The 25,169-nt window shown below is 66.0% G+C and carries 25 protein-coding genes, 1 tRNA gene and 1 pseudogene; 21 read left to right on the top strand and 6 right to left on the bottom strand.

The features are described from left to right. Window positions 1-3 precede the first annotated feature (3 nt). Genes CVM50_RS15010 through CVM50_RS15020 form a run of 3 tightly spaced genes read left to right on the top strand, consistent with a single transcriptional unit; the run spans window position 4 to window position 4,138 of the window. A complete protein-coding gene (locus tag CVM50_RS15010; RefSeq protein ID WP_085888255.1) occupies window positions 4-1,863 on the top strand; it encodes a glycosyltransferase in 1,860 nt (619 codons plus the stop codon). Further along, window positions 1,860-3,239, top strand: a complete 1,380-nt coding sequence (locus CVM50_RS15015; protein ID WP_085888256.1) for a DUF3131 domain-containing protein — start codon at window positions 1,860-1,862, stop codon at window positions 3,237-3,239. The genes CVM50_RS15010 and CVM50_RS15015 overlap by 4 nt, the downstream gene beginning before the upstream one ends. Then, window positions 3,236-4,138 carry a peptidoglycan-binding domain-containing protein gene (locus CVM50_RS15020; RefSeq protein ID WP_085888257.1) on the top strand — a complete coding sequence of 301 codons (903 nt, stop codon included), beginning with the start codon at window positions 3,236-3,238 and terminating at the stop codon, window positions 4,136-4,138. Before CVM50_RS15015 ends, CVM50_RS15020 begins: the two co-directional genes overlap by 4 nt. Before the next feature lie 81 nt (window positions 4,139-4,219). Here the strand turns inward: CVM50_RS15020 and CVM50_RS15025 are convergent, their stop codons facing one another. The 3 genes from CVM50_RS15025 to CVM50_RS15035 form a co-directional block, all read right to left on the bottom strand. Continuing rightward, on the bottom strand, window positions 4,220-5,566 hold the full coding sequence (locus CVM50_RS15025) for a TRAP transporter large permease (protein WP_085888258.1): 1,347 nt from the start codon (window positions 5,564-5,566) through the stop codon (window positions 4,220-4,222). Between the two features lies 1 nt (window position 5,567). After that, window positions 5,568-6,083, bottom strand: a complete 516-nt coding sequence (locus CVM50_RS15030; RefSeq protein WP_085888259.1) for a TRAP transporter small permease subunit — start codon at window positions 6,081-6,083, stop codon at window positions 5,568-5,570. Window positions 6,084-6,148: 65 nt separating this feature from the next. After that, the gene (locus CVM50_RS15035; RefSeq protein WP_085888260.1) at window positions 6,149-7,201 is read right to left on the bottom strand and encodes a TRAP transporter substrate-binding protein; all 1,053 of its coding nucleotides are present in this window, start codon (window positions 7,199-7,201) and stop codon (window positions 6,149-6,151) included. A gap of 665 nt (window positions 7,202-7,866) precedes the next feature. On the opposite strand from CVM50_RS15035, the gene CVM50_RS15040 reads away from it, so the two are divergent. The 16 genes and pseudogenes from CVM50_RS15040 to CVM50_RS21995 all read left to right on the top strand — a co-directional run. After that, window positions 7,867-9,027, top strand: a complete 1,161-nt coding sequence (locus tag CVM50_RS15040; RefSeq protein WP_232618257.1) for an amidase — start codon at window positions 7,867-7,869, stop codon at window positions 9,025-9,027. Then, complete coding sequence (locus CVM50_RS15045; protein WP_085888262.1) at window positions 9,024-10,166, top strand: acyl-CoA dehydrogenase family protein; 1,143 nt, start codon at window positions 9,024-9,026, stop codon at window positions 10,164-10,166. The genes CVM50_RS15040 and CVM50_RS15045 overlap by 4 nt, the downstream gene beginning before the upstream one ends. Before the next feature lie 72 nt (window positions 10,167-10,238). Continuing rightward, window positions 10,239-10,598: a hypothetical protein gene (locus CVM50_RS15050; protein WP_085888263.1), complete on the top strand. Its 360-nt coding sequence runs from the start codon at window positions 10,239-10,241 to the stop codon at window positions 10,596-10,598. Continuing rightward, the gene (locus CVM50_RS15055) at window positions 10,595-11,128 is read left to right on the top strand and encodes a nuclear transport factor 2 family protein (RefSeq protein ID WP_198431910.1); all 534 of its coding nucleotides are present in this window, start codon (window positions 10,595-10,597) and stop codon (window positions 11,126-11,128) included. The genes CVM50_RS15050 and CVM50_RS15055 overlap by 4 nt, the downstream gene beginning before the upstream one ends. A 12-nt stretch (window positions 11,129-11,140) precedes the next feature. Further along, window positions 11,141-12,415: an aromatic ring-hydroxylating oxygenase subunit alpha gene (locus CVM50_RS15060; RefSeq protein ID WP_085888264.1), complete on the top strand. Its 1,275-nt coding sequence runs from the start codon at window positions 11,141-11,143 to the stop codon at window positions 12,413-12,415. Continuing rightward, entirely contained in the window at window positions 12,412-12,903 is a 492-nt protein-coding gene (locus tag CVM50_RS15065; RefSeq protein ID WP_085888265.1) for an aromatic-ring-hydroxylating dioxygenase subunit beta, read from the top strand. Before CVM50_RS15060 ends, CVM50_RS15065 begins: the two co-directional genes overlap by 4 nt. Beyond that, window positions 12,903-13,661 carry an SDR family NAD(P)-dependent oxidoreductase gene (locus CVM50_RS15070; protein WP_085888266.1) on the top strand — a complete coding sequence of 253 codons (759 nt, stop codon included), beginning with the start codon at window positions 12,903-12,905 and terminating at the stop codon, window positions 13,659-13,661. Before CVM50_RS15065 ends, CVM50_RS15070 begins: the two co-directional genes overlap by 1 nt. 16 nt (window positions 13,662-13,677) lie before the next feature. Continuing rightward, entirely contained in the window at window positions 13,678-14,640 is a 963-nt protein-coding gene (locus CVM50_RS15075) for a PDR/VanB family oxidoreductase (protein WP_232618258.1), read from the top strand. A 14-nt stretch (window positions 14,641-14,654) separates the two neighbouring features. After that, a complete protein-coding gene (locus tag CVM50_RS15080; RefSeq protein ID WP_085888268.1) occupies window positions 14,655-15,140 on the top strand; it encodes a flavin reductase in 486 nt (161 codons plus the stop codon). Window positions 15,141-15,213: 73 nt separating this feature from the next. Beyond that, window positions 15,214-16,227, top strand: a complete 1,014-nt coding sequence (locus CVM50_RS15085; RefSeq protein ID WP_085888269.1) for a TRAP transporter substrate-binding protein — start codon at window positions 15,214-15,216, stop codon at window positions 16,225-16,227. After that, window positions 16,224-16,766, top strand: coding sequence for a TRAP transporter small permease (locus CVM50_RS15090; protein WP_085888270.1), 543 nt, complete (start codon window positions 16,224-16,226; stop codon window positions 16,764-16,766). Before CVM50_RS15085 ends, CVM50_RS15090 begins: the two co-directional genes overlap by 4 nt. Before the next feature lie 4 nt (window positions 16,767-16,770). After that, a complete protein-coding gene (locus CVM50_RS15095) occupies window positions 16,771-18,051 on the top strand; it encodes a TRAP transporter large permease (protein ID WP_085888271.1) in 1,281 nt (426 codons plus the stop codon). 13 nt (window positions 18,052-18,064) lie between these two features. Next, window positions 18,065-19,084: a ketopantoate reductase family protein gene (locus tag CVM50_RS15100; RefSeq protein ID WP_085888272.1), complete on the top strand. Its 1,020-nt coding sequence runs from the start codon at window positions 18,065-18,067 to the stop codon at window positions 19,082-19,084. Next, window positions 19,081-19,836 (top strand): class II aldolase/adducin family protein, encoded by a 756-nt coding sequence (locus CVM50_RS15105; protein WP_198431911.1) that lies wholly within the window; start codon window positions 19,081-19,083, stop codon window positions 19,834-19,836. The genes CVM50_RS15100 and CVM50_RS15105 overlap by 4 nt, the downstream gene beginning before the upstream one ends. 209 nt (window positions 19,837-20,045) lie before the next feature. Further along, window positions 20,046-20,804 (top strand): hypothetical protein, encoded by a 759-nt coding sequence (locus CVM50_RS15110; RefSeq protein ID WP_157792199.1) that lies wholly within the window; start codon window positions 20,046-20,048, stop codon window positions 20,802-20,804. Between the two features lie 123 nt (window positions 20,805-20,927). Then, a pseudogene (locus CVM50_RS21995) lies at window positions 20,928-21,170 on the top strand (catalase); the annotation flags it as partial. A gap of 66 nt (window positions 21,171-21,236) precedes the next feature. On the opposite strand, the gene CVM50_RS15120 reads toward CVM50_RS21995, so the two are convergent. Further along, window positions 21,237-21,701, bottom strand: a complete 465-nt coding sequence (locus CVM50_RS15120; protein WP_085888274.1) for a MarR family winged helix-turn-helix transcriptional regulator — start codon at window positions 21,699-21,701, stop codon at window positions 21,237-21,239. A gap of 197 nt (window positions 21,702-21,898) precedes the next feature. Further along, the gene (locus CVM50_RS15125) at window positions 21,899-23,203 is read right to left on the bottom strand and encodes an ATP-binding protein (RefSeq protein WP_085888275.1); all 1,305 of its coding nucleotides are present in this window, start codon (window positions 23,201-23,203) and stop codon (window positions 21,899-21,901) included. Between the two features lie 39 nt (window positions 23,204-23,242). Between CVM50_RS15125 and CVM50_RS15130 the strand changes: the two genes are divergently transcribed. Both CVM50_RS15130 and CVM50_RS15135 read left to right on the top strand, forming a co-directional pair. Beyond that, a complete protein-coding gene (locus CVM50_RS15130; RefSeq protein WP_085888276.1) occupies window positions 23,243-24,157 on the top strand; it encodes an MBL fold metallo-hydrolase in 915 nt (304 codons plus the stop codon). 156 nt (window positions 24,158-24,313) lie between these two features. Further along, window positions 24,314-24,388 (top strand) — tRNA-Asn (locus CVM50_RS15135). A gap of 330 nt (window positions 24,389-24,718) precedes the next feature. Here CVM50_RS15135 and CVM50_RS21415 read toward each other — a convergent pair. Continuing rightward, a complete protein-coding gene (locus CVM50_RS21415) occupies window positions 24,719-25,060 on the bottom strand; it encodes a hypothetical protein (RefSeq protein WP_143515606.1) in 342 nt (113 codons plus the stop codon). Between the last annotated feature and the right edge of the window lie 109 nt (window positions 25,061-25,169).

Raw genomic sequence — 25,169 nt, forward strand, 5'->3', positions numbered from 1 at the left:
CTGATGGACGATTATTTCCGCGCCTTCGAGGACCGGCGCCCGCCAGAGCCGCTGCCCTATTCCCCCGCGCGGGAAATGCTGTGGCAGTTCCTGGCGACCCTCGCCCTGGTCGTCGGCGGCTGGTACATCTGGTGGCGCTGGACCAGCTCGCTGAACCCCGACGCGATGTGGTTCGCCATCCCGCTTGTGCTGGCCGAAACCTTCGCCTACGTCGGGCTGATCCTCTTCGTCTACAACCTCTGGCGCGACCAGCCGATCGAGATCCGCGATCCCCCCGCCACCCTGGGCGACATCGACCCGACCTCGCCCGAGGGCGACCGGCCCCTGACCATCGACATCCTCTTTGCCACCTACAACGAGGAACCGGAGCTGGTCCGGCTGGGCATTCTGGACTCCAAGGCCCTGAACTACCCGCACGAGATCGAGGTGAAGATCCACGTCCTCGACGACGGCAAGCGCGCCAACATGCGTCGCGTGGCCGAGGAAGAGGGCGTCGGCTACATCACCCGCGAGACGAACGAGGGCTTCAAGGCCGGCAACCTGCGCAACGCGATGGAGCAGACCTCGGGCGACCTGATCGTCATCTGCGACGCCGACACCCGCCCCTTCCCGACGCTGCTGGAACGCACGCTGGGCTATTTCCGCGACCCCAAGATGGCCTGGGTGCAGACCCCGCAGTGGTTCTACGATCTGCCGGCGGGTGAGCGGCTGCATGACGTGATGCACCGCCGACTGGGCCTGCTGGGGCGCTGGACGGGGCGCGCGGTCGAGGGCGTGCTGGGTGAGATCCGCCTGGGCGAGGATCCTTTCGTCAACGACCCCAAGATGTTCTACGACATCATCCAGCGCCGCCGGAACCACGCCAACGCGTCCTTCTGCTGTGGCGCCGGGTCGATCCACCGCCGCGAAGCGGTGCTGGAAGCCTCGCTGCGCAGCTTCGGCGCCAGTGTCGAACGCCGGGTGATCGCCGCCGAGGAGGAGATCACCCTGGAAAGCCGCGAAAACCGCGTCTCCCCCGAGTTGTTGGAGGCGCTGCGCACCGCCGCCGTCACCGAGGAAGTGCTGACCCCCTACAAGTTCCACGTCTCCGAGGACATCTATACCTCCATCGTGCTGCATTCGGACCGTGAGCGGGAATGGAAATCCTACCAGCACCCCTACGTCGAAAGTAAGATGCTGTCGCCGCAGGACCTGCTGACCTGGACCATCCAGCGCTACAAATACGCCGGCGGCAGCCTGGACATCCTGTTCCATGACAACCCTCTGTTCCGAAAGGGACTGACCTTCGCCCAGCGGATGATGTACGGGGCGACGTTCTACAGCTACCTGGGCTCGATCTGGAACGTGATCTTCCTCTTTGCGCCCATCGTCTATCTGTTCACCGGCATCGCGCCGGTGTCAGCCTATTCCAACGATTTCTTCGCCCATGTGATCCCCTTCCTGGTGACGCTGGAACTGGCGATGATGGTGGGCACCTGGGGCATTGCGGGCTATGCGGCCAAGGCCAGCTACCTGTCCTTCTTCCCCCTGGGGCTGAAAGCGATCTGGACCGTCCTGCGGGGCGAGAAGATCTCCTTCACCGTGACGCCCAAGGACCGCAACGCCGACACCTTCCTGCGGCTGGTGAAACCTCAGATCGCCGTGCTGGCGCTCACCGCCCTTGGCGGCCTCTGGGGCCTCGGCGCGCTGTGGCTGGGCGGCACCCAGCACAGCCTGACCGGCGTCGTGACCAACTGCCTCTGGGGTCTGAACAACTGCGTCGCCATGTGGGGCATGATCGCCGCTGCCCTCTGGCAGCCGCCCGAAACCCCCGCCGACACCGCCGAGCCCCCCCTGATGAAAGCCGAGGAGACCCCGACGTGAGCTTCCGCCAGAATCTGACCCGCGCCCGCGGCCATATCGTTTTTCTCGTCGCCCTCGTCTGCGGCCTCATTCTGGTGCTGCAGCTTGAAAAGCTCGGCGAGCCACCTGCGACAAATGCCGTTGAGAGCGACGGCGCTGACACCGTCGCCGCCGCGCCCGAGATCGCCGCCCCCCTGCCCGAGGACCCGATGCAGCCCTTCGAAGACCTGGAGCCCCTGCCCCTGCGCGACCCCGCGCCCCTGTCGGAGACCGACGAGGAGTATGCCCGCATCGCCTGGAGCTATTTCCGCAACAACACCAACGAGGAAACCGGGCTGGTCAACTCGGTCGACAACTACCCCTCGACCACCATGTGGGAGACCGGCTCCTATCTCGTCGCGGTGCTATCGGCCGAGCGGCTGGACCTCATCTCCGCCGAGGAGGCGCACAACCGCATTGCCCGCGTCCTCGACAGCCTGGCATCGCTGCGGCTCTTCGACGACACCCTGCCCAACAAGGCCTACCACGCCCGCACGCTGGAACTGGTGAACTACGCGAACGAACCCGTGGAACTGGGCCTGGGCTGGTCCGCGCTGGACATCGCGCGGGTCGTCGCGACCTTGGGCCTGGTGGAACGCAATCACCCAGAGCTGTCGGGGGCGGTCGAGGCGCTGATCGACACCTGGGCGCTGGAGCGGATGGTCGAGGATGGCGAACTGATCGGCATGAACGTGGTCGAGGGCACGCCGCGCCCCAACCAGGAAGGCCGCGTCGGCTATGAACAATATGCCGCCAAGGGCATGATGCTCTTCGGGTTCGACACGTACCGCGCCTATGACGTGCGTCCGCAGTTGATGGTGCAGGAGGTGCTGGGCCAGCCCATTCCGGTGGACACCCGGCTGCACCGCGCCACCACGCCCGCCTTCGTGGTCAGCGAACCCTACCTTTTCGACGGGCTGGAGTTCGGCTTTGACGCGCGCTCGCACCGTTTCGCCTCGGCGATCTACCGGGCGCAGGAAGCGCGCCATGCCGAAACCGGCCAGTTCACTGCCGTCACCGAAAGCCACCTGAACGAGGCCCCCTATTTCGCCTATTCCACCGTCTGGGGCGGGGGCGCACCCTGGGCCGTGCTGACCTTCCAGGGGGAGCGGATCGACAGCAAGCGCACCGTGGCGACCAAGGCCGCCTTCGGCTGGGATGCCCTTTTCGGGACCGAATACACCGCCGCGCTGGTGGCCGAGATCGCCGAGACCGCCCAGGCCGGCAAGGGCTGGCCCGAGGGGATCTATGAACAGACCGGCGAGGTGAACACCTCCACCACCACCAACACCAACGCGGTGGTTCTGGCCGCGCTGTCGTTCAAGGCCACCGGCCCCCTGATGCGGGACCCTGAATGACCCTGTGCCGCTTCGTCTCCGCCCGTTTCTCCACGCTTGTCGCCCTGTCGCTTCTGCCCACCACCGGGATGGCCCAGCCATGTGTCGGCCCGGCCTTCGACCAGCCCCTGCCCGGGGCCGAGAACGTGCAGCGCCGCTACGCCGACGTGCCCTCGGCGCGCTATCCCGGGATCTGGCAGGAGGGCCGCGTCGCCGGGTTCACCTACCGGCTGTTCATGGACCTCACGGCCGAGGTGAACGACGGCTCTACCAACCCTGCCTGGCAGGTCTACCTGACCTGTGATCCCGCCTCCGGCCTCTGCGACGAGAGCTTCGACGGGCTGGCGCCGATCGCCGCCTCGCGCACCGCGCAGGTGCTGGGCCGCTGCCTGCTGGGCGGGCTGGTCACGGCGGAGGATTTCGCCCCATCCGAAAATGCGCGCCCCGCCACCGGCCTGCCGCCCGGCGCCGGCGTCTCCTCCGACGCGGATCGGCCGGAGAACCCGGCCGCCGGCCTGGCCGCCGCAGCCGCGCTGGAGGGGCTGCGCAACCCCGACAACACGGCCGCGCCGGTGATCCCCGAGGTCCCGGAGGATGACCGACCCCTAGCCTTCGGCGAAACCGAGGCCCCCGCACGACCGCAACAGGACACGGTCCGGCTGGGACCGAACCTGCTGCCTTCGGGACAGTGCGGGCTGTCGGCGATCGACGAGGGCAGTTCACCGGTCATGACGCTGCAACGACTCTTGCAGGAGGGCGACTTCGCCCCCGGCGCGGCAGACGGGATGATGGGGCCGAGAACCCGGCAGGCCCTGCAGCGCGCCCTGGGAGACAGCGCCACCGGGCTGACGGTCACCGAGGCGATTGCCGCGCTCGACCGTGCGCTTTGCGCCGAGATCGAGAACGCGGCGACGGAGTGACGCCCGACCCGGTCGACGGACATGAAAAAGGCGGGGTCCGACACGGCCCCGCCTTCTTCTTTGCCATCATGCAGGCTTGCCTCAGCGCCCGGCGACGCTTGGCAGCCACAGCGCCAGCTGCGGGAACAGCGCCACGGTGATCAGCGCCGCCACCTGCATCAGCACGAAGGGCAAGGCGCCCTTGTAGACCTCGGTGATCGAGGCCCCGGGCACCGAAGAGCGCAGGTAGAACAGCGCCATGCCCACGGGCGGCGTCAGGAAGGACGTCTGCAGGCAGATCGCCAGCAGGATCGCCACCCAGACCGGGTCGAAGCCGAAGCTGGTCAGGATCGGCATCACCAGCGGCGCGACGATCAGCACGATCTCCATCCAGTCCAGGAAGAAGCCCAGCAGGAAGACGATGAAGATAATGAAGGCCAGCACGCCGTGCGGTCCCAGTGGCAGGGCGCGCAGCGCCGCCTCAATCGTCTCGTCCCCGCCATAGCCGCGCAGCACGACCGAGAAGCAGGACGCGCCGAAGATCAGCATGTAGAGAAACGCGCTGGTACGGCCCGTGTCATAGCAGACCTGCTTGAAAGCGTCGCGGTTCAGCTTGCCGTTCAGCGCCGCCAGCAGGGTCGCGCCCGCCGCGCCGATGCCCGCCGCCTCGGTCGGAGAGGCGATGCCCGCCACGATCGAGCCCAGCACCGCCAGCACCAGAGCCAGGGGCGCGAACAGCGCGCCGGTGAACTCGGCCAGGGCCTTCATCGGCGGCAGACGCCCCCCCTCGCGCTGATAACGCGGCATGGCGTGCGGCGCGATGACGGCGGTGGCGACGATGAAGAGGATGAACAGCAGCGCCAGCCCCGCGCCCGGCACGATGGCCCCCATGAACAGATCGCCCACCGGGATGCGCAGCTGGTCGCCCATGACCACCAGCATGATCGAGGGCGGGATCAGGATGCCGAGGCAACCGGTTGCGCCGACGATGCCGAGGCTGACGGAACGGTTGTAACCCGCCTGGAACATGGTTGGTACGGCAATGGTCGCCAGCAGCACCACAGAGGCGCCGATGATGCCGGTCGAGGCCGCCAGCACGACACCGATGGCCACGACCGAGATGGCCAGCCCCCCGGGCGCCGGGCCCAGCAGACCGCGCATTGACTTCAGCAGCCGTTCGGCAACGCCGGAGCGGTCCAGCATGAAGCCCATGAAGATGAACATCGACATGGGGATCAGCGAATAGCTGGAGATCGTGTCGAAGACGCGGTTGGCGACGAACCCGATCATCCGCAGCTCGGCCACGTCGGCGATCTGAAGCGGCTCGATCAGCGTGCCGAGGGCCGCGAAAAGGACGCCGACGCCGCCCAGCACGAAGGCCACCGGGTAGCCGGAGAAGAGGATCGCCATGAAACTGGCGAAGAACAGGAAGATGAAGAGCGCGTCCATGTCAGCGGGCCTCCGACCAGGCGGTGCCGAGGCGTTGCAGGCTGCGGATCAGGATCGACACGCCCTGAAGGGCCAGCAGGCTCATGCCTGCGGCCATGACGCCCTTGATGATGTAGCGCGCGGGCAGGCCCGAGGGCATGGGCGAGCCTTCCTTCAGCGCCCAGGAGAAGGAGAAGATCTTCCAGGCGTGCCAGGACACAAGGCCGGCGAAGGGCAGCAGCAGGAAGATCACCCCCAGCACCTCGACCAGGGCCTGGGTGCGCGGGCGCATGCGCGCATGCAGCACGTCGACGCGCACATGGGTGTCGGTCTGGTAGGCCCAGGCCAGGCAGGACATGACCACCAGGGCGTTGAGATGCCATTGCAGCTCTTCCAGCTCGATCATGCCGATGTTGAAGACGTAGCGCAGGATGACGTTGAGAAGGATGGTGACGACCAGCAGCGGCAGAACAAAGGAACCGGCCTTGCCGGTCAGTTCCGCCACCCGGTCGATGAAGCGGGTCAGCGAGGAAAACATGCGGAGGGTCCTGAAAAGTCACTGGGCGGGCCCGAAGGCCCGCCCGTTGTCCGTGGCACGCAGGATTATTCCTTGTGCGCCGACCAGGTTTCGACCGAGGCGCGGTAGCTGTTGAGGCTCTCCAGCACGCGGGCGAAGGTCTCATCCGCCTCGGCCTGCTCGGCCATCACTTCGTCATTGGCTTCCTCGAAGGCGGCGAGGACTTCGGGCGGGAAGGTCTTGATCTCGGTGCCGGCTTCCTCGAACTGGGCGATCGCGGCGGCGTTGCCCGGCGCGGTCGAGGTCAGCGACCAGATGTTGGTGGCCTTGCAGACCTCTTCGATCTGGCCCTGCTGGGCCTCGGTCATGCTGTCCCACTTGCGCTTGTTGATGATCAGCTCGTTAAAGGCCGCGGGCTGGTGCCAGCCGGGCAGGTAGTAGTAGTCGGCGACCTTCTCAAAGCCCATGGCCACGTCGATGGCGGGCATCGAGAACTCGGTGCCGTCGATCACGCCGCGTTCCAGGTTCGGGTAGATGTCGCCCCCGGCCAGCAGCACGATGGAGGCGCCCATCTTCTTCATCACCTCACCGGCGAGACCGGCAAAGCGGATCTTCTTGCCTTCCATCGCCTCGGGGCTGTCGATCTCGAAGGTGTACCAGCCACCGGCCTCGGCATCCATCACGCCACAGGGAACGGTGACGACGCCCTGGGCCTCGTAGATCTCACGCCAGATTTCCAGGCCGCCGCCGTTGTAGATCCAGCCGATGTAGTCGATGGCATCGGGGCCGAAGGGCACGCCACCGAAAAGCTGCACGGCGGGGAAACGACCGGCGACATAGAGCGGCGAGGTATAGCCCGCATCCAGGGTGCCCTGCTGCACGGCGTCGAAGATCTGCAGCGGCGGAACCAGCTTGCCGGCGCCGTACAGATCGACCTCCAGCGCGCCGCCGGAGATCTCGTTGATCGTGTCGGCGAAATGCTGGGCGTTCTGGCCGGAGGCCGGCAGGGTCAGCGGCCAGGCCGATTGCACGTCGATGGACATGTCGGCGGCGGCCGCAGCGGAAGACAGAAGCGCGGCGCCCGCCAGGGCCCCTGCGACGTTACGGGCGGTACGGGAAAGGAAGTTGGATCTGGTCATGGGTCCTTCGTTTCTGGCTATGTGCGGGGAAGACCGCCCGGGAGCGGTTGAAGTAGATGAGTCTGAGGGCGCACTCCGGGCAAATGGCGGGCAAGGCTGCTTCCGGCGGAAACCGATCTTGCCCATTTAGATTGCGTGAATTTTCATGGTTTGCCGAAGATTGCGGCAAAATTGTGATAAAATTCACTCTTTTGTTCACGCGCCGTGAGTACCTGCGCGAATCGAAATCTGATGACTTCTCTAAGGAATTTGCGCGACACCAAGACCCCAACTGAGACAGTGCCATGTCAGGCAGCCCTCCGAATCGAAGCAAAGCAGAAACTAGTACAGTCCAAATATTTATCGTTTAGTTTCAGGTATTTAAATAGCGACCAGCAGAATACAGGCACGACGGATATACCTCTAGATCGAGGTATTTTCGGCCGAATCCAGGCCCTATTCCGCGCCGTATGGCCGCCGCTCTCCGGCAATGTTAGCGCTCAAGAAGAGCCAAAACCGATCCCGCACATATTTTGTGCAAATTGATCTAAATCATTGTTTCACAGGGTTCATATTGGCGTCACACACCCCCTTAAACGGCTCCCTGGACTGCCTCCGATCACGAAGTGGGTTCCCCGAAAACGAATTTACGGTAATTTTCACTTAACTACTCTGAGTGAGCGATGATGACCGACACAGCCAACTCCATCGTGACCCGTTACCTGGACCTCGGCCCTGAAAGCGGCCCGCGCGTCCTGGTGAAGGAATGCCTCGGGATCGAGGGGATCACCACGCGCTGCGGCTCAGCCGCCTTCGCCGAGGCCCCTGCCGAAACTGCCCATTCCCACGTGGTCGAGACACTGCTGGGCGCCGGCGCCCATGTCATCGGCACCGTCACCATGCATGAGCTGGCCTTCGGGGTCACCGGGGTCAACGCCTTCGCGGGCACCGCCGTGAACCCCGGCTGGCCCGACCGTATCCCGGGCGGCTCCTCCTCCGGCTCCGCCGCGGCTGTTGCCGCCGGCCTGTGCGATTTCGCAATCGGCACCGACACCGGCGGCTCGGTCCGTCAACCCGCCTGCTGCTGCGGCGTCTTCGGGTTGAAGCCGACCTTCGGTGCCATCGACCGGCGCGGCGCGATCCCGCGCGGCTCCTCGCTGGACGTGATCGGCCCCTTCGCCGCCTCCGCGCCAATGCTGACCAAGGCCGCGTCGATGATGCTGGCGGGCTTCGCGTCTGAGACCATCGACACCCCGCGCCTAGGCCGCGTCGCCCTGCCCGCCGAGGTCGAGGTCGCCCCCGAGATCACAGCCGCCACCGATGCGGCCCTGGCCGGGCTGGAGATGGCGCAGGCCTCTCTGCCCTCCTTCGCCGATGCCTACCGCGCCGGTCTGACCGTCATCAACTACGAACTGGCGGGCGAGTTCGGCCAGCTGGCCCGGTCCAACGCCACGCTGGGCGCCGACATCCAGGGCCGCGTCCGCGCCGCCCTGGCAGTGACGCCCGAAGACATGGCCGAGGCCGAAGAGATCCGCGCCCGTTTCACCGCCGAGGTGGACGCCGCGCTGGAGGGGCTGGACGCACTGGTGCTGCCCACCATGCCGACCGTGCCCCCCACCCTGGACAAGGCGACGGATCCCCGCGCGCTGATCCCGCTCACCCTTCTGGTGCGCCCGTTCAACCTGTCGGGCCACCCCGCCGTCACCCTGCCGATCCGCACCGCAGACGGGCTTCCCGCCGGTCTGCAACTGGTGGCCCGCAAGGGCGCCGAGGCGCGCCTGTGCGCGCTGGCCGAATGCCTTGCCGATCGCTGCACCCCCGCCGACACCTCGAAGGAAACGCCATGAACAAACCCGACCCCACCCTGGGCAAGGCAGCCGAGCTGTCTGCGCTCTGCGAGGAGATCCGCGGCCGCCGGGCCGAGTTCGACACGCTGCGTCACATCCCCGACGACATCGTCGCGGGCTTCAAGAAGATCGGCGTCTACCGCGCCTTCGTTCCCACCCGCTTGGGCGGCGACAACATCGACCCGATGCAGTTCCTGGAGCTGATCGAGACGCTGTCCGCCGCCGACCCGTCCGCCGGTTGGGTTGCTTCCTTCGGCGTGTCCTCGACCTATCTCGCGGCCCTGCCGCCGGAGACCTTCGACAAGATCTATGGCGAGAACCCCGATACCGTCTTTGCCGGCGGTCTCTTCCCGCCGCAGCCCGCCTACCGCGTCGACGGCGGCCTTGAAGTGTCGGGCCGCTGGTCCTGGTGCTCTGGCTCTATGGGCGCCGACCTGCTGGGCGGTGGCATCAAGATCGAGGGTGATGAGACGCCCCTGCCCCGCACCGCCGTCATGCCCAAGTCCAAGGTCACTATCGACGAGACCTGGCACACCATCGGCCTGAAGGGCACCGGCAGCCATGACCTGGTCGCCGACAAGGTGATCGTGCCCGAGGAATGGACCTTCATCCGCGGCTCCAAGTCCGAGATGACCGACCCCATCTTCCGCTATCCCGCCATGGCGCTGGCCGCCCAGGTGCTGGCCGTTGTGGCGCTCGGTGCGGCGCGCGAGGCGCTCGACTTCATCAAGTCCGACGCCGCGCAGCGCGCTTCGATCACCGGCGCGCCGAACCCCGGCGCCCGCCCCTATGTGCAGGCCCACCTGGCCCGCGCAGAGGGCACCCTGGCCGGCGCCCGCGCCCAGTTCTACGACGCCACCGCCAAGGCCTGGGAAGAGCTGCAACACGACGACGAGGTCTCGCCCGAGACCAAGGTGCAGTTGCGCCTGGCCTCCACCGTGGCCGCCCATGACGGCGCCGAGGTGGCGCGCGAAGCCTTCCTGATGGGCGGCGCGGGCACGATGATGCAGGGCCACCCGCTAGGCCGGATGATGATCGACGCGGCCTGTGTCGCCCAGCACGCCTTCATGGGTGAAGGCACCTGGACCGCCGCCGGCGCCGCCATGTTCGGCGAGAAGACCCCCCCGGGCTTCCCCTGATCCCGAAACCCCGCCGGGCCGCCCCAGGCCCGGCACCAGAAAACCGGAACACCTACCGACAGGAGCCATCCCATGAGCGAGCCCAAACTGCGCACTCTTCTGTGCTTCAACAACCACGGCACCTTCTTCTCGCTGCCCTTCGACCAGATCGGCCCGGTCTGGAAGGCCACTCAGGAGCTGATGTCCGGCATCAACAAGCTGGACGGCGTGGAAATCGTCGGCACCTTCGATGATGACCAGACCTTCGTCGGCGCCTCCCAGGGCTTCCCCTACACCTGGTACATCCTGGCCGACTTCCCCAACCGCGAAGCCGTGCAGGCCGCCTGCAACCTGCTGCGCACCATCGTCGTGGGCGAAGGCAACGACCGCCTGTGGAAGTACATGACCGTCGAGGCCCGCATGGGCCGTGCCCTGGAGATCCCCGACCTGTGAGCGATCTGTCCGAAATCCAAGGCGAGATCCTGGCGCGGCTCGACCGGCTGGAGGCCGAAAACGCCTGCCGCCGCTGCCTGTCCGACTACATGGACATCTGCGACCGGCTGGACGCGGAGACGGATCTCGACGCCCTGGGCGCCCTCTTCACCGAAGAGGCCGTCTGGGGAGGCGCGGGCGACCGCTATGCCAAGGATTTCGGCGCCCACCACGGGCGCGCGGCGATCATCGGCTGGCTGGGGCAGTTCTGCACCACCCCGCCGCATTTCGCGATGAACGCGCATTTCCTGTCGTCCGAGGCGATCACCCACAGTGACGACGGTACCGTCACCGGCCGCTGGCTGATGCTGCAGACGCCGACCTTCCACGACGGGCAGAGCTTCCTGATGGCCGCCCGGCTGGAGATCGACTTTGCCCATGAGGCGGGCGCCTGGCGCATGCACCGCTTCTCCACCCGCAATCTTTACGCGCGTCCGGTCGGTGACTGGAACGCTCCCGCCCAAATCCCGGCGCCTGCCGCCGGCCATTGAAAGGAATTCGACATGTCTCTGGATGAATTTCCCAGCGGTCCGCAGACCGACGAGCTGATGAAGGGCGACCGCGTCGCGACGCCCATGTACGAGGATCCCGCGCTCTTCGACGTGGAGATGGAACGGATCTTCGGCAAATCCTGGGTCTGGGTGGCCCATGAATCCGAAGTGCCCGGCAAGGGCAACTTCGTGCTGTCCTGGGTCGGCACCCAGCCGGTGATCGTCTCGCGCGACCGCAAGGGCGAGATCCACGTCCTGGTGAACCGCTGCCGCCACCGCGCCGCCTCGGTCTGCGAGATCAAGAAGGGCAAGACCAGTTCCTTCCAGTGTCCCTACCACGGCTGGGGCTACGCCCTGAACGGCGACCTGCGCGCGATCCCCTACTCCGAGGGCTACAGCGACGACTTCAAGAAGGAGAACTTCGGCCTGAAGAAGCTCCGCGTGGAGACCTTCGAAGGCATGGTCTTCGCCAACTTCGACCATGACGCCGAGCCGCTGGAAGATTTCCTGGGCAACGCCAAGCCCTGGATCCGCCTGTTCATGAAGCAGGGCGGCGGTTTCCCGGTGAAGACCCTGGGCGAGCACCAGTTCAAGGTGCCGATGAACTGGAAGGTGCAGCTGGAAAACACCACTGACGCCTACCACTTCCCCATCGTGCACAAGTCCTTCCTGCAATCGCTGGACGGCGAGGCGAACGAGACCTTCTCCTTCATGGATGATGACGACGGCTACGTCGAAGATCTCGGCAACGGCCACTCCGTCATGGTGATGATGCCGGAACTGATCGACCTGGACGAGAACCTGGACGCGCCCATCCCCGAGCGGTTCAAGGAACTGGCGGCCGAGCTGGCCGAACAGGGCTACGAGGACGAGAAGGTCCGTCGCATCGTGCGCGCCGTGGGCGGCTGCGGGTTCAACCTGAACCTCTTCCCGAACGCCGGCTGCTCGCTGTCCTTCTTCCGCATCCTGCGCCCCGTCTCGGTGAACGAGACCGAGATCCGTCATATCGCGCTCGGCATGGACGGTGGCCCCGAAGTCGCCAACCAGATGCGCATGCGCCTGCATGAGCACTTCCAGGGCCCGATGGGCTTCGGCTCGCCGGATGACGCCGAGGTCTGGGAACGGGTGCAGCGCGGCTCCGCCGGCGCGGGCGACGTGGACGTGATGGTCAACCGTGGCCTGGGCCTGGAGAAGGAAAGCAAGAACGGCCTGCCCGTCGGCGACATCTCCGCCGAGACCGGCATGCGCGCCGCCTACAAACAGTGGAAGAAGGTGATGGACCAATGAAAGACATGGCCGCAACCGACGTGAAACTGCAGGACATCGCCGAATTCCTGTGGATGGAAGCCGATCTTCTGGACCGGCGCGACTACGACACCTGGCTGGACCTGTGGACCGAGGAAGGCTTCTACGTCATCCCCGTCGACAAGGAAGGCGATGATTTCGCCAACCGCCTGAACATCGCCTATGATGACGCCAAGATGCGCAAGATGCGCGTCGAGCGGTTCCAGGCCGGGTTCTCGATCTCCTCCGCCCCGCCGGCGGATAGCGTGCGCACCCTGTCGCGCTTCGTCATCGAGGGCGCCGAGGGCGATACCGTCACCGTCCGTGCCGCCCAGCACGTGATCGAGGACAAGTTCGGCCGCCAGCGCATGTTCGCCGCCAATGTCACCTGGAAACTGAAGGTGACCGAGGACGGCTTCATGATCCGCGACAAGGTCATCCGCCTGCTGAATTCCGATGGGGTGCTGACGTCGATCAGCTATCTGTTCTGATGTCGAAACCGCTTCCCCTTGAGACACAGACAGCCGTCATCACCGGCGCCGGAAACGGCGTCGGGGCGGAAATCACGCGTGCCCTCCACGCGGCCGGATACCGGGTCATCATCACCGATGTGGATGGTGACGCGACCTACAAGCTTGCCGAGGAGCTGGACCTCGCCTCCGAGATGGCCCTGACCGCCACCCTGGACGTGTCCAAGCCCGAAGATTTCCAGACCGTCCTCGACAAGGTTGTGGATCGCTGGGGCTCGGTCGAGGTGTTGGTGAACAACGCCGCCGTGACCCGCGCGCAACCGCTGATGGAGATCGACCCAGCCACCTTCAACGAGGTGATGGGGATCAACGCCGGCGGCGTCTTCGCCGGCTCCCAGATCTTCGGGCGGCATTTTATCGAGCGCGGCTATGGCCGGATCATCAACATGGCGAGCTTGGCGGGCCAGAACGGAGGCACGACCACGGGGGCACATTACGCCGCTTCCAAGGGCGCGATCATGACCTTGACCAAGGTCTTCGCCCGCGACCTGGCCCAGTACGGCATCACCTGCAACTGCATCTCGCCCGGTCCGATGGACAGCCCGATGGTGCACGAACTGGTGGGCGAGAACATGCCCCAGATGCTGAAGAACATCCCCGTCGGCCAACTGGGCGATCCCGCCTTCGTTGGTCAGCTTGTCACCATGCTCGCCGGTCCCGAGGCTGCCTTCGTCAATGGCGCCTGCTGGGATTACAACGGCGGCCTTTACATGCGCTGAGGGAGACATGAAGGACATGAGCGATACCAAAACCATGATCCTGACCGTGGCCGAGCGTTTCGACGACCGCGGGGACATCATGCAATTGACCCTGAAGGGCGACGGGCCACTGCCGCTCTTCACCGCCGGCGCCCATATCGACCTGCTGGTCGAGACGCCCGAAGGCCCTCTGTGGCGGCAGTATTCGCTGGCCGGCAATCCCGCCGACCGCGACTGCTACCGCCTCGGCATCCTGAAGGATCCCGAAAGCCGGGGCGGCTCCACCGCCCTGCACCGGCTGGTGAAAACCGGCGAGAAGGTGCACGTGGAAGGCCCGCGCAACCATTTCCCCCTGGCGACGGATGCCACCAACACCGTACTCTTTGGTGGCGGCATCGGCGTGACCCCGATGCTGGCCATGGCCTGGGAGCTGCACGACCGCGATGCGCCCTTCACCCTGCATTACGCCACCCGCTCGGCCGAGCGGACGGCCTTCCTCGACCAGATCGAAGGCCTGCCCTTCCGCGCCAATATCGTGCTGCATCACGATGACGGCCAGGGCGCCGAACCGCTGGACCTGGCGCGCGATCTGCCCAAGGCGGAGGCAGGCACGCACGTCTATGTCTGCGGTCCGCAGGGCTTCATGGACTGGGTGATTGGAGAGGCCGAAAAGGCAGGCTATCCCGGGAAGCAGATCCACCGCGAATACTTCTCGGCGGATGTCGATGCCACCGGGGACAGCTTCGAAGTGTACTGCGAGCAATCCGACCTGACGGTCACCGTCGGACCGGATGAAACCATCGCCAAGGTCCTGGCCCGCGAGGGTCTGAAGATCGAGGTGAAATGCGAGGAAGGCATCTGCGGCACCTGTGTGACCGACGTTCTGGAGGGTGAGATCGACCACCGCGACCAGTTCCTGACCGAAGAGGAACGCGAGGACGGCGACCAGATCTGTTGCTGCTGCTCGCGCGCCAAGGGCCGCCTGGTCCTGGACATTTGACGGAGGACGAGCGCATGGAAATGAAGGACCTCTTTCGTGAAGGCATGTGCCGCCTGGGCGCCGCCGTCACGGTTCTGACGACCGACGGGTCGGCCGGCCGCCACGGCATGACCGCCTCGGCGGTCTGCTCGGTCACCGACACGCCGCCCACCCTTCTGGTCTGCGTGAACCGGAACAACCGCAGCCACGACATGTTCCTGGAAAACGGGACGCTCTGCGTCAACGTCCTGGGGCCGCAGCACCAGGACCTGTCGGGCATCTTCGCCCGCGCCGGAACCGAGGAACGCTTCGCCGACACCGGCTGGACCACCCATGCCACCGGGGCCCCGGTGCTTGGCGACGCGCTGGCGGCCTTCGACTGCCGGATCACCGGCCGGTCCGAGGTCGGCACCCATTCCGTCTTCTTCTGCGAAGTCGAAGAGATCGCGCTGAACGAGGGGGACCGGTCCGGTCTCATCTGGTTCGGCCGCGATTTTCACCACCTGCGCGCGGCGAGCTGATCGCCGCGGGCCACACGACCAACCGGGACAACCCGGGACCATGACCCGTAAAACCAACAGGGAAACGCCAACAATGAAACATCTTCTTGCCGCTACCGCCCTCGGTCTGTCGATGGCAAGTGCCGCCGCCGCGGACACCGTGCTGACCGTCGCCAACTGGCTGCCGCCGTCGCACCCGCTGGTCTCCCAAGTCGTCGTGCCGATGACCGAGCAGATCGCCGAAGCCACCGACGGTTCGGTCACCGCCAACATCCTGCCCGCCCCCCTGGGCCCGCCGCCCGCCCACTTCGACTTCGCCGTCAACGGCGTGGCCGACATCACCTTCGGCGTGCAGGGCTACAGCGCCGGCCGGTTCAAGACCACCAACCTGGGCGAGTTGCCCTTCCTTGGCGACAGCGCCGAGGCCACCTCGGTCGCCTACTGGCGCACCTGGGAACAGTACCTGAAACCCGCCGGCGAATATGACGGCGTGAAGGTCCTGGCCGTCTTCACCCACGGCCCCGGCGAGATCTTCGTGAAAGAGGGCGACGCCAGCAACCCCGACTTCCTGGAAGGAAAGAAACTCCGTGTCGGCGGCGGTTTCGTGCATGAGATCGCCACCGGCCTCGGCGCCGTGCCGGTCGAAGGTCCCTCCTCCAAGGCCTATGAACTGCTGAGCCAGGGCGTCGCCGACGGCATCCTCTTCCCCTACGAGTCTGTCGACTTCTTCGGCCTGATCCCGCAGCTGAACGTCGGTGTCTCCGTGCCCGGCGGCCTTTACAACACCTCGTTCTTCATCGTGATGAACCAGGCCAAGTGGGACAGCCTGACGCCCGAACAGCAGGAGCAGATCGACAGCGTCACCGGCGAGGCCTTGGCCCGCATGGCCGGCCAGATGTGGGATCGCGTCGATGCCAAGGGCCTGGAGAACATGGAAGGCAAGATCGAGGTCACCCCGGCCACCGAGGAACAGATGACGGCCTGGACCGCCATGCTGGAGCCGCTGGTCGCCGAGAAGATGGAAGAAGTGGCCTCCACCGGCGTCGACGCCGAAGCCGCCTATGACTTCTTCAAGGCCGAGATCGCCAAGGAAATGGCGGCCGAATGAAGCCCGCCACGTCTACCCACGTGTCCGAGGAGCCGGCAGAAGATCTGCTGCCGGCGTCCCGGAACCCCTTCGATCTGCGCATGATCCTGGCCGTGCTGGGCGGGGTGCTTCTGATGGTGCTCATGGGGCTGACGGTCGTCGACGTGATCGGCCGCTACCTCTTCAACTCGCCGCTGCAGGGCGCCACGGAACTGACCGAGCTGTTGCTGGCCGCCACCATCTTCCTCGGCCTGCCGGCCGTGTCACTGGCCAACGACCATGTCACGGTCGACCTGCTGACCGACCGCCTGCCCTTCCGCCTGCAACCCTGGCGGCTGGCGCTGACCGGGATCTTCTCGGCCGTCATACTGGCCATCGTCGCCTGGCGGATCTGGATCTATGCCGGACAGATCGGCGGCTATGGCGGCGTGACCACCTCGCTGCGTATCCCCATTGCCCCGCTCGGCTACTTCTGCGCGGTCTGCACGGCCGCCGGTGCCCTCCTCTCCGTCGCCGTGCCCCTGCTGGACCTCGTGCGACGGCTCAAGAACAGGACCTGACCCCATGGAATACTGGCCCGTCGGCATGGCCGTCGTCAGCCTGCTGCTGCTGATCGGCGTCCCGATCTCCTTCGCCCTTGCGGGCGTCGGGCTCGTGGGCGTCGCCTCGATCATCGGTTGGACCCCCGCCTTCTCTCTCCTGGGGTCCACCTTCTTCGACAACGGGCGCGACTACTCGCTGTCCGTGCTTCCCCTCTTCCTGATGATGGGCAACTTCGTGGTGCAATCGGGCATCGCCGAAGAGCTCTACAAGTCCGCCTATGCCTGGCTGCGCCACCGCAAGGGCGGGCTGGCCACGGCCACCGTCGTGGCCTGCGGCGCCTTTTCGTCGGTCTGCGGCTCGTCCATGGCGACGGCCGCGACAATGACCCGGATCGCCCTGCCCTCGATGCGCCGCTACGGCTATCCCGACCAGCTGTCGACCGCCTCGATCGCCGCCGGCGGCACCCTGGGCATCCTGATCCCGCCCTCGGTCATCCTGGTCTTCTACGGCATCATGACCCAGCAGGACATCGGGCGCCTTTTCATGGCGGGGCTGATCCCCGGCGTCATCGGCGTCATCGGCTATGCCATCGCCGTGCGCATCTCGATGAAGCTGCAGAACCTCGAACTGCCGACCGAAGAGAAGCTGCCCCTGATCGACCGCATCAAAGCGCTGAAGGGCACGGCCGGGGCGCTGGTTCTCTTCGTCTTCGTGATGGGCGGGATCTACCTGGGCGTCTTCACCCCCACCGAAAGCGCCGGCATGGGTGCCGGGGGCGCGCTGCTTCTGGTGATCCTGTCGGGCAAGTTCAGCATCGACAGCATGATCTCCGTCCTCTTCGACACGATGAAGACCACGGCGATGATGTTCTTCATCCTCTTCGGGGCGCTGACCTTCACCAACTACGTGAACATGTCGGGCATGACCGGCGACATCCAGGCGTTCCTGACCCTCTTCGGGGATACGCCGCTGGTGACGATCCTGGTGATCCTGTGCATCTACCTTGTGCTGGGCTGCGTGCTGGAAAGCCTGTCGATGATCATGCTGACCGTGCCGGTCTTCTATCCCATCGCCGCGGCACAGGGGATCGACCTGATCTGGTTTGGCATCTTCGTCGTCATGGTGACCGAGATTTCCTACATCACCCCGCCCGTGGGCATGAACGCCTTCGTCCTGCGCTCGGTCGTGCCGGATGTGAAGCTGGGCACGATCTTCCGCGGGCTCTTCCCCTTCGTTGCCATGGACGTGGTTCGCGTGGCGCTGCTGACGGCGGTGCCGGGCCTTGTCCTGCTGCTGACCTGACGGAGGCAAGACTATGAAGATAGCCATCATAGGCGCTGGCAATATCGGCACCGCCATGGCCGCCCTGATCTGCAACTCGGGCGCCGAGGTCACCGTCGTGGCCCGGGGCGCCCGGTTACAGGCGATTGCCGAGGGCGGGCTTGCGCTGGACGACCGGGGCACGCGGCATGACGCGCGCCCCAAGGCCACCGAGGCGCTGAGCGAGGTGCAGGACGCGGTCTTCCTCTGCGTGAAGTCGCAACAGCTTGGCGCGGCGCTGGACACCAACCGCGCGGGCATCGGCCCCGAGACCCTGGTCATACCCATGGTCAACGGCCTGCCCTTCTGGTTCTTCCTGCCCGATGCGCGGCCCGTGCCCCATACCGACCCCGAGGGGATCCTGGCCCGCCTGCTGCGCCCCGAACAGGTGCTGGGCGCGGTGCTGCTGATGACCGTCTCGATGGACGAGACGGGCGTGGCGCTGTCGACCAACACCCCCACCCTGTCGTTGGCCCCCGTGGCCCCCGGAGCGGACGGGGCCAAGGTGGACGCACTGATCGAGTCGCTGAACGCAGGCGGCGTGGTCACCGACCTGTCTGATGACATCCGCGCCAAGGTGCTGGTGAAGCTGATGGCCAATGTCACCACCAACCCCCTGTCGGCCCTGGTCGGGTGCACCCTGGAAGAGATCGGCCAGCGCGACGACCTTTGCGCCCTGGCCTTTGCGGTGGCGGATGAATTCCGCGCCTGGGCCAAGGCCGACCTGGGCCGAGACCTGCCGCCCAACCCGTGGCTGCGCGAGTTGCTGCTGGACGCCGGGCCCTTCGCCACCTCCATGTTGCAGGACGCCCGCGCGGGCCGCACCTTGGAACTGGACGCGATCGCCCGCGCCGCCATGACCCTGGCCGAAGACCAAGGGCAGCCGATGCGCTGCCTCGCGGCCATCGTCCACGCCCTGGACATCGCCACGACGCTGCCGCTGGACGGCACCGCATGCGCCGCCGCCCTGTCCGACCTCACTTCCCTCACCTCCCTGGAAAGGACCCCGTCATGAACGAGATGTCGCCCCCGATGGACGGAATGACAGAGGCAGAGCTGCGCGTGCAGCTGTCGGATTTCTACCACCTCGTCAGCTACCTCGGCTGGACCGAGCTGATCTTCAACCACATCTCCGTCCGCCTGCCGGGCGCCGAGCATGCCTACCTGGTCAACCCCATGGGCCTGCACTACGACGAGGTCACGCCGGAAAACCTGCTGGTCGTCGGTGTCGACGGCAAGCTGAAGCGCGACAGCGAGTACAAGCCGAACCCCGCCGGTTTCGCCCTGCACGGCGTGATCCACGAACACCGCCCCGACGTGGGCTGCGTGGTGCATACCCACACCACCCCCGTCTCGGCGATCACCATGAAGGGCTACGGCATCGACCATAACTCCTTCTACGGCGCGCAGCTCTATGGCCGGGTTGCCTACCACGCCTTCGAGGGCATCACGATCTACGACGAAGAGCGCGAGCGGATGCTGAACTCGCTTGGCGACAAGCACGTGCTGGTCCTGAAGAACCACGGCGTGGCTTGCATGGAGGCGGACATTCCGCTGACCTTCTTCCTGCTCTGGACCTTCCAGCGCGCGGCGGAGATCCAATGCGCCGCCGCCGCCATCCCCGGCCCCGACAGCCAGCTGCCGGAAGAGATCAAGCAGAAGTGCGCCGCCGATGCGCAGCGCCTGAAGGACAGCGCCTCCTTCGCCACGCTGCTCTTCGACGCCATGGTCCGCAAGATGAAGCGCGAGCGCCCCGAGTTCGCCTGAACCGACCCGCCCCCTGATGACCCACCAACCGCCCGGCCCCGCGCCGGGCGGTTTTGCTTTGCCCGGCTCCGCCCCACGGCAGGAAGCGTCCGACCCGACCGCCCCTCTGGACACGGAAGCGTGAGCATGGTCTCATTTCGGAACGGATAGCCAAAAGAGGAGCCAATCCCGTGAAGTTAATTATGAATCTGTTGATCAGTAGCACGGTATTGACGTTCGCAGCCCCCGTGATCGTGGCCGACATCACCGGCACCGGCGCCGTTGAGGCGCAAGGCAACAGCGGTGGCAACGGCAATGGTGGCGGCAATGGCGGCGGCAACGGTGCTGGCAATGCCTCCGAGCGCGGCAACTCCGGCATGAGCGGCAACGCCGCAGCAGCCAACGGACGTGGCAACAGCGCCGTGGCGCCGGAAGATCGTCGCCCCCTCGCCGCATCCCTGAAGTCGCTCAACTCCCTGAAGCGGAACATGAACGGCATCGTCAATTCGGCCGATCCGAAGATGGAGCCGGCGCGCGAGTACCTTGCAGCCGTGGCGGCGCACGACGAGGCCGTCGAGGCCCTCGAAGACGCACAGGAAGTCTACGCCGAGAGCTACGACGTTCTGGCCACCGCCGTCGAGGACCTGGGCATCACCGGCGCGCCCGAAACCTGGGCGGAGGAGATCGAGGATCTGCGCACCGAACTGGAGGCCGGTCCCGTCGCCGAAGGCGAAGCGGGCTACGAGGACTACCAGGAAACCCTGGCCGATCTCGAAACCGCCGAGGCTGCGCTGGATCAGGCATTGGCCGACAAGGCCGTTCTCGATGCCGCCGAGGCGACCGAGTTGGAAACCGCTGCCGCCTCCGGCGACGAGGCGCTGCGCGAGGCCCTTGCCGCCGCCTACAACAGCACCGGTAATGGCACCATGACCCCCGATGAGGTCACCGACGAGATGCTCGACTTCGCCAAGCGCGAACTGGGCGTCTGATCACGCTCCCCCTGATGCCCCGCCTCGCCGGATCACCCGGCGGGGCGGGTTCCCTTAGCGTATGGGACTCACGCTCCGCCCCCTCGTTGATCGCGGACGCGACACCGCGCCCTGACCTCATCGATGGAGACCGTGCCGAGGGCCGACGTTGACCTCGTCCTCCGGCACGCCCTATTCCGCCAAGACCGCCGTCGAGCACGACCGGATCCTGATGGAGGATCACGACCTTCTGAAAGAGCCAGCCCACCAAACCGCGAACGCATCCCCGAGCGCGTGGTGCATCCCAAGGGCTGGGGCCTTAAGGGCAAGGTCACCGTCCCCCAGGACATCACAGACTACACCTGCGCCATGGTATTTTCAGAGGCGGGCAAGACCACCGATGTGCTGTCGCGCTGGTCGACCGTAGCCGGTGACAGCGGAGCGGCGCCCGGATCACTCCAGCTTGCGGTAGACCTTTTCCAGCAGAAGGTTAAGTACCATCTGCTCTTCGCGCGACAGATCCTGGAAGGCGGTCACGAAAACCTCGTCAGCGATGGACCGGGCATTGCGCCGCATCTCATGGCCGGCTGGCGTCAGGCAGACCTCGGTCACCCGCCCGTCACTGGGCCGCGGCCCGGTCGTCACCAACCCCTGCGCCGTCATCCTCTGGATGATCTTGGTCGCCGTGTTGGGCTTGATGATGCAATAGCTGGAGATCTCGGAGATCGACAGCGCTTGATCCTCGTAGAGAGACATCAGCACACGCCAGTAGGCGACATCCATGCCGATGGTCTTCAGCCGCCGTTCCATCACCTGCATGTAACGGTTGGACGTCTGGGTGATCCAGTAAAAGGGCCAGTTGGCCTTGTGAAAGCCCGCCTCCTGGGGCGGGGGCACCGAACGGCTGTCGTCTGTCATCCTGTGTCTCTGTCTGGCCCGTGATCGGGACGGTATCCCTGTCTAACGTACGGAACAGTCGGCAGAAAGCCGCATCGCCCCCAGACTATGGTAGAGCGGCAATGTCACAAGACAAACGCCTAAGGCAGCAGCGCATGAAGCGCCGGGGACACGCCCCATCCCCTTAGCGTGCGGGCCGACGCCGCGACAGGCGGCGATCAGCGGGCGATGACGATATCCGCCTGCAGCCCGCCCATCCCATTGCTTTCGCCCAGGCGCAGCGCCCCGCCATGGGCCCGCGCCGTATCCACCGCGATCGACAGGCCCAGGCCGACGCCCGACCCCCGGTTCTGGTTGCGCGCGGTATCAAGCCGGCTGAAGGGCTTCACCGCCTCGTCCCGTTTCTCCGCCGGGATGCCCGGCCCATCGTCCTCCACGCGAATACGCAGGGCCTTGGGCGTCAGGTCCACGCTGACCTCGGCGCGGGAGCCATAGCGCACGGCGTTGCCGATCAGGTTCTCGACCGCACGCCGGATCGCCATGGGCCGCAGGGGCATCTCGCCCTCCCCGACCGCCTCGACCAGGGTCACGTCCTGGCCAGCCCGGCCCGCATCATGAACGATCTCGCGCACCAGCTGGATCGGATCGACGCGGGTCTCGACCTCCTCGGCGGTGCCCCGGGCGAAGGACAGGAATTCGTCCAGCATGCGCTGCATGTCGTCGATATCCCGCTCCAGCTCCTTGCGGTCCGCCTCCTCCAGCATCGAGACCGCCAGGCGCATCCGCGTCAGAGGGCTGCGCAGGTCATGACTGACCCCAGACAGCAGCAGCGTGCGCTGCTCGATCTGCCGCTCGATCCGCGCCCGCATGTCAAGGAAGGCATGCCCCGCCGCCCGCACCTCCACCGCGCCTGCCGGCTTGTAGGGCACGTGGCGCCCCCGTCCGAAGGCCTCGGCGGCCTGGGCCATGCGGGTGATCGGGCGCAGCTGATTGCGCAGGTAGATGAAGGAGATGACCGTCATCAGCACCCCGAAGAACACCATATTCACCAACAGCTGATGCGGGTTCGAGGCCGACAACCGCGTGCGGTCAAAATCCAACCGGAGCAGTTCCCCCTCCAGCCCGGGCTGGACCAGGTAGAGGCTGACATCGTTGTCATCGGGCAGGTCGACGATGCGCAGTGCCGGCACCTCCTCGCGCAGGACCCGGCTGATGACCCGGCCCGACAGGTCGAACCAGCGCAGGCGGCCCGCATCCGGCACAGAGGCGGTTGGCACCTGCGAAACCTGCATCTCCAGTACCGCGGCCGCCTCCCGCCCCTCCCCCTCGATCGTTTCCTGCAACACCATCTGCACGTCGCGCCCGGCGGAACGGGACATCTGTACCGTGACCCCCTCGAAATGGCGCTGGATGAAGACGACCGAGACCACCAGCTGCAGCGTGACCACCGGCAGCACCAGGATCAGCGCCGCCCGCCCGTAGATCCCCCGGGGCACATATCGTTTGAGCCAATCGAAAAACATGCGCTACCCTAGCCCCGGGCCGCGCGGAGGAAAAGCGAGATGCAGGCAGAGGCAAGCGATGATCTGATCCCGGAGCGGGTGGTGACCCTGGCGCCGGGCATCCGCCGTGTGCTGGCGCCGAACCCCTCCCCCCTCACCGGGCCGGGCACCAACAGCTACCTGCTGGGCGACGGCCCCGACATCGCCATCATCGACCCCGGGCCAGAGGATGCGCGGCACCTCGACGCGCTGCTATCAGCCCTCGGCCCCGGCCAGCACCTGACGCATATCCTGGTGACCCATGCACATCTGGACCATTCGCCGCTGGCCCGCCGGTTGTCCGCCGAAACCGGCGCCCCGGTGCTGGCCCACGGCCCGGCCCTGGCCGGGCGGTCCGAAGTGATGGCACGCCTCGCCGCCGCGGGTGACCTGGGCGGAGGCGAAGGCACCGATCATGCCTTCCTGCCCGACGTGGCGCTGGAGGATGGCGCCCGCATCGCCGGGTCCGACTGGGAGGTCGAGGCGATCTGGACGCCGGGGCATTTCGGCAACCACCTGTGTTTCGCCATGGGAGATCTGGTCTTCACCGGCGACCTGGTGATGGGCTGGGCCAGCACCCTCGTCTCGCCGCCCGACGGGGATCTGACCGATTTCATGGCCTCCTGCCGGCGACTGCGCCATCGACCGGCCCGGCTCTTCCTGCCCGGCCATGGGGCGCCGGTCACCGCCCCGCAGGACCGCCTTGACTGGCTGATCGGCCACCGCGAAATGCGCGAGGCGCAGCTGCTGCAAGCCCTAGCCCTGAGCCCCGGGTCCGCCGCGGATCTCGCCGCTCGTGTCTACACCGACATCTCCCCCGCCATGCTGCCGGCCGCCGCCCGCAACGTCCTGGCGCATCTCATTGACCTGACGGGAAAATCCCGGGTGACCCACGATGGCGAGCTAGGCACGGAGACGGTTTTCTCCCTAGCCTGACAGCCGGTAGCAGGCCCACGCGCAGCGCCTCCAAAGGCCCCGGCAAAAAATCCCGATTTTCTGTCCGAATGCCTCTTGCCGACCCGGAATCTCATTGCTATACCCCGCCCACACCGCAGGACGGCAGCGCACAGCGCCCCGCCCGACGCCAAATGCTCCGGCGTAGCTCAGCGGTAGAGCAGTTGACTGTTAATCAATTGGTCGTAGGTTCGATCCCTACCGCCGGAGCCAAAATCCTTATAAGCATTTGATTTCGCTGCGTTAGCCCCGACCGGGGTCGGAGCCAAGCGCGCACATGCACAAATAGGTGCACAAACGCGTGCCCGCACCGGTGCACTAATCCAGACTCCCGGATGCCCTGGAACCCGTTTCGGAGGCGGCCCACATGGCCGGAGTCGCCCCCCCTCATCTCGAAAACACCCCCAGGCTACTTCTTCAGCCGCCGGCTGCCGAAGGCCTGGGTCGAGATATCGAACCCTGGTCAAAGTTCGGCCACCTGCCTTTCCCTGCGGACCGACGTCCTCTCCGAAGCGACATGCCGCGTCCGCACCCTCAGGGCACTCACGGACCTGGCCTTCGCGCTGATAACGAAGAGACCGGTGTACCAAAGGCGGCAAGCAGTTCCGTGGCCAACTGGTCGTTGGTACCTTTTTCGCCGAAGTCGTGCTCTTCCGGAGATATGCTGTCGAGGAGCAGTGCAAACAGCGAGGTTCCACCGTAGTGCCCGAGCCACCGCGTTAGCGAAGGCAGCAATCCCGCCAATGCAAATGCAGCCTGTTCTTTTACTTGCTCGCGCGCAGCCGTCATACTGCTGTCAACTAGGTCGGCTTTGGGCACAGTGAACCTGAACGAACCCCTTTCGAAGTTGTCAGGATAGACAACATCTGTGACTTTGATCTGCATATTTCTCTTCTTGGTTGAACGATCTGTTCGTTCCCTTGGCCACCCCTCTTCTTGTCATCAAAGGTTCACTTGTGGCGCCCGTTCAGCCGCGACAGGGAAAGACCGACCA

The organism is Pseudooceanicola marinus (assembly GCF_002786295.1).
GTDB lineage: Bacteria > Pseudomonadota > Alphaproteobacteria > Rhodobacterales > Rhodobacteraceae > Pseudooceanicola > Pseudooceanicola marinus.

What these genes read in the sequence shown, in the direction of transcription:
- CVM50_RS15075 (WP_232618258.1), top strand. Translation starts at nt 13,678, where the DNA reads ATGAGCGATACCAAAACCATGATCCTGACCGTGGCCGAGCGTTTCGAC.
- CVM50_RS15025 (WP_085888258.1), bottom strand. Translation starts at nt 5,566, where the DNA reads ATGGACGCGCTCTTCATCTTCCTGTTCTTCGCCAGTTTCATGGCGATC.
- CVM50_RS15090 (WP_085888270.1), top strand. Translation starts at nt 16,224, where the DNA reads ATGAAGCCCGCCACGTCTACCCACGTGTCCGAGGAGCCGGCAGAAGAT.
- CVM50_RS15010 (WP_085888255.1), top strand. Translation starts at nt 4, where the DNA reads ATGGACGATTATTTCCGCGCCTTCGAGGACCGGCGCCCGCCAGAGCCG.
- CVM50_RS15035 (WP_085888260.1), bottom strand. Translation starts at nt 7,201, where the DNA reads ATGACCAGATCCAACTTCCTTTCCCGTACCGCCCGTAACGTCGCAGGG.
- CVM50_RS15060 (WP_085888264.1), top strand. Translation starts at nt 11,141, where the DNA reads ATGTCTCTGGATGAATTTCCCAGCGGTCCGCAGACCGACGAGCTGATG.
- CVM50_RS21415 (WP_143515606.1), bottom strand. Translation starts at nt 25,060, where the DNA reads ATGCAGATCAAAGTCACAGATGTTGTCTATCCTGACAACTTCGAAAGG.
- CVM50_RS15120 (WP_085888274.1), bottom strand. Translation starts at nt 21,701, where the DNA reads ATGACAGACGACAGCCGTTCGGTGCCCCCGCCCCAGGAGGCGGGCTTT.
- CVM50_RS15070 (WP_085888266.1), top strand. Translation starts at nt 12,903, where the DNA reads ATGTCGAAACCGCTTCCCCTTGAGACACAGACAGCCGTCATCACCGGC.
- CVM50_RS15085 (WP_085888269.1), top strand. Translation starts at nt 15,214, where the DNA reads ATGAAACATCTTCTTGCCGCTACCGCCCTCGGTCTGTCGATGGCAAGT.
- CVM50_RS15095 (WP_085888271.1), top strand. Translation starts at nt 16,771, where the DNA reads ATGGAATACTGGCCCGTCGGCATGGCCGTCGTCAGCCTGCTGCTGCTG.
- CVM50_RS15065 (WP_085888265.1), top strand. Translation starts at nt 12,412, where the DNA reads ATGAAAGACATGGCCGCAACCGACGTGAAACTGCAGGACATCGCCGAA.
- CVM50_RS15125 (WP_085888275.1), bottom strand. Translation starts at nt 23,203, where the DNA reads ATGTTTTTCGATTGGCTCAAACGATATGTGCCCCGGGGGATCTACGGG.
- CVM50_RS15050 (WP_085888263.1), top strand. Translation starts at nt 10,239, where the DNA reads ATGAGCGAGCCCAAACTGCGCACTCTTCTGTGCTTCAACAACCACGGC.
- CVM50_RS15130 (WP_085888276.1), top strand. Translation starts at nt 23,243, where the DNA reads ATGCAGGCAGAGGCAAGCGATGATCTGATCCCGGAGCGGGTGGTGACC.
- CVM50_RS15040 (WP_232618257.1), top strand. Translation starts at nt 7,867, where the DNA reads ATGACCGACACAGCCAACTCCATCGTGACCCGTTACCTGGACCTCGGC.
- CVM50_RS15105 (WP_198431911.1), top strand. Translation starts at nt 19,081, where the DNA reads ATGAACGAGATGTCGCCCCCGATGGACGGAATGACAGAGGCAGAGCTG.
- CVM50_RS15030 (WP_085888259.1), bottom strand. Translation starts at nt 6,083, where the DNA reads ATGTTTTCCTCGCTGACCCGCTTCATCGACCGGGTGGCGGAACTGACC.
- CVM50_RS15080 (WP_085888268.1), top strand. Translation starts at nt 14,655, where the DNA reads ATGGAAATGAAGGACCTCTTTCGTGAAGGCATGTGCCGCCTGGGCGCC.
- CVM50_RS15045 (WP_085888262.1), top strand. Translation starts at nt 9,024, where the DNA reads ATGAACAAACCCGACCCCACCCTGGGCAAGGCAGCCGAGCTGTCTGCG.
- CVM50_RS15020 (WP_085888257.1), top strand. Translation starts at nt 3,236, where the DNA reads ATGACCCTGTGCCGCTTCGTCTCCGCCCGTTTCTCCACGCTTGTCGCC.
- CVM50_RS15100 (WP_085888272.1), top strand. Translation starts at nt 18,065, where the DNA reads ATGAAGATAGCCATCATAGGCGCTGGCAATATCGGCACCGCCATGGCC.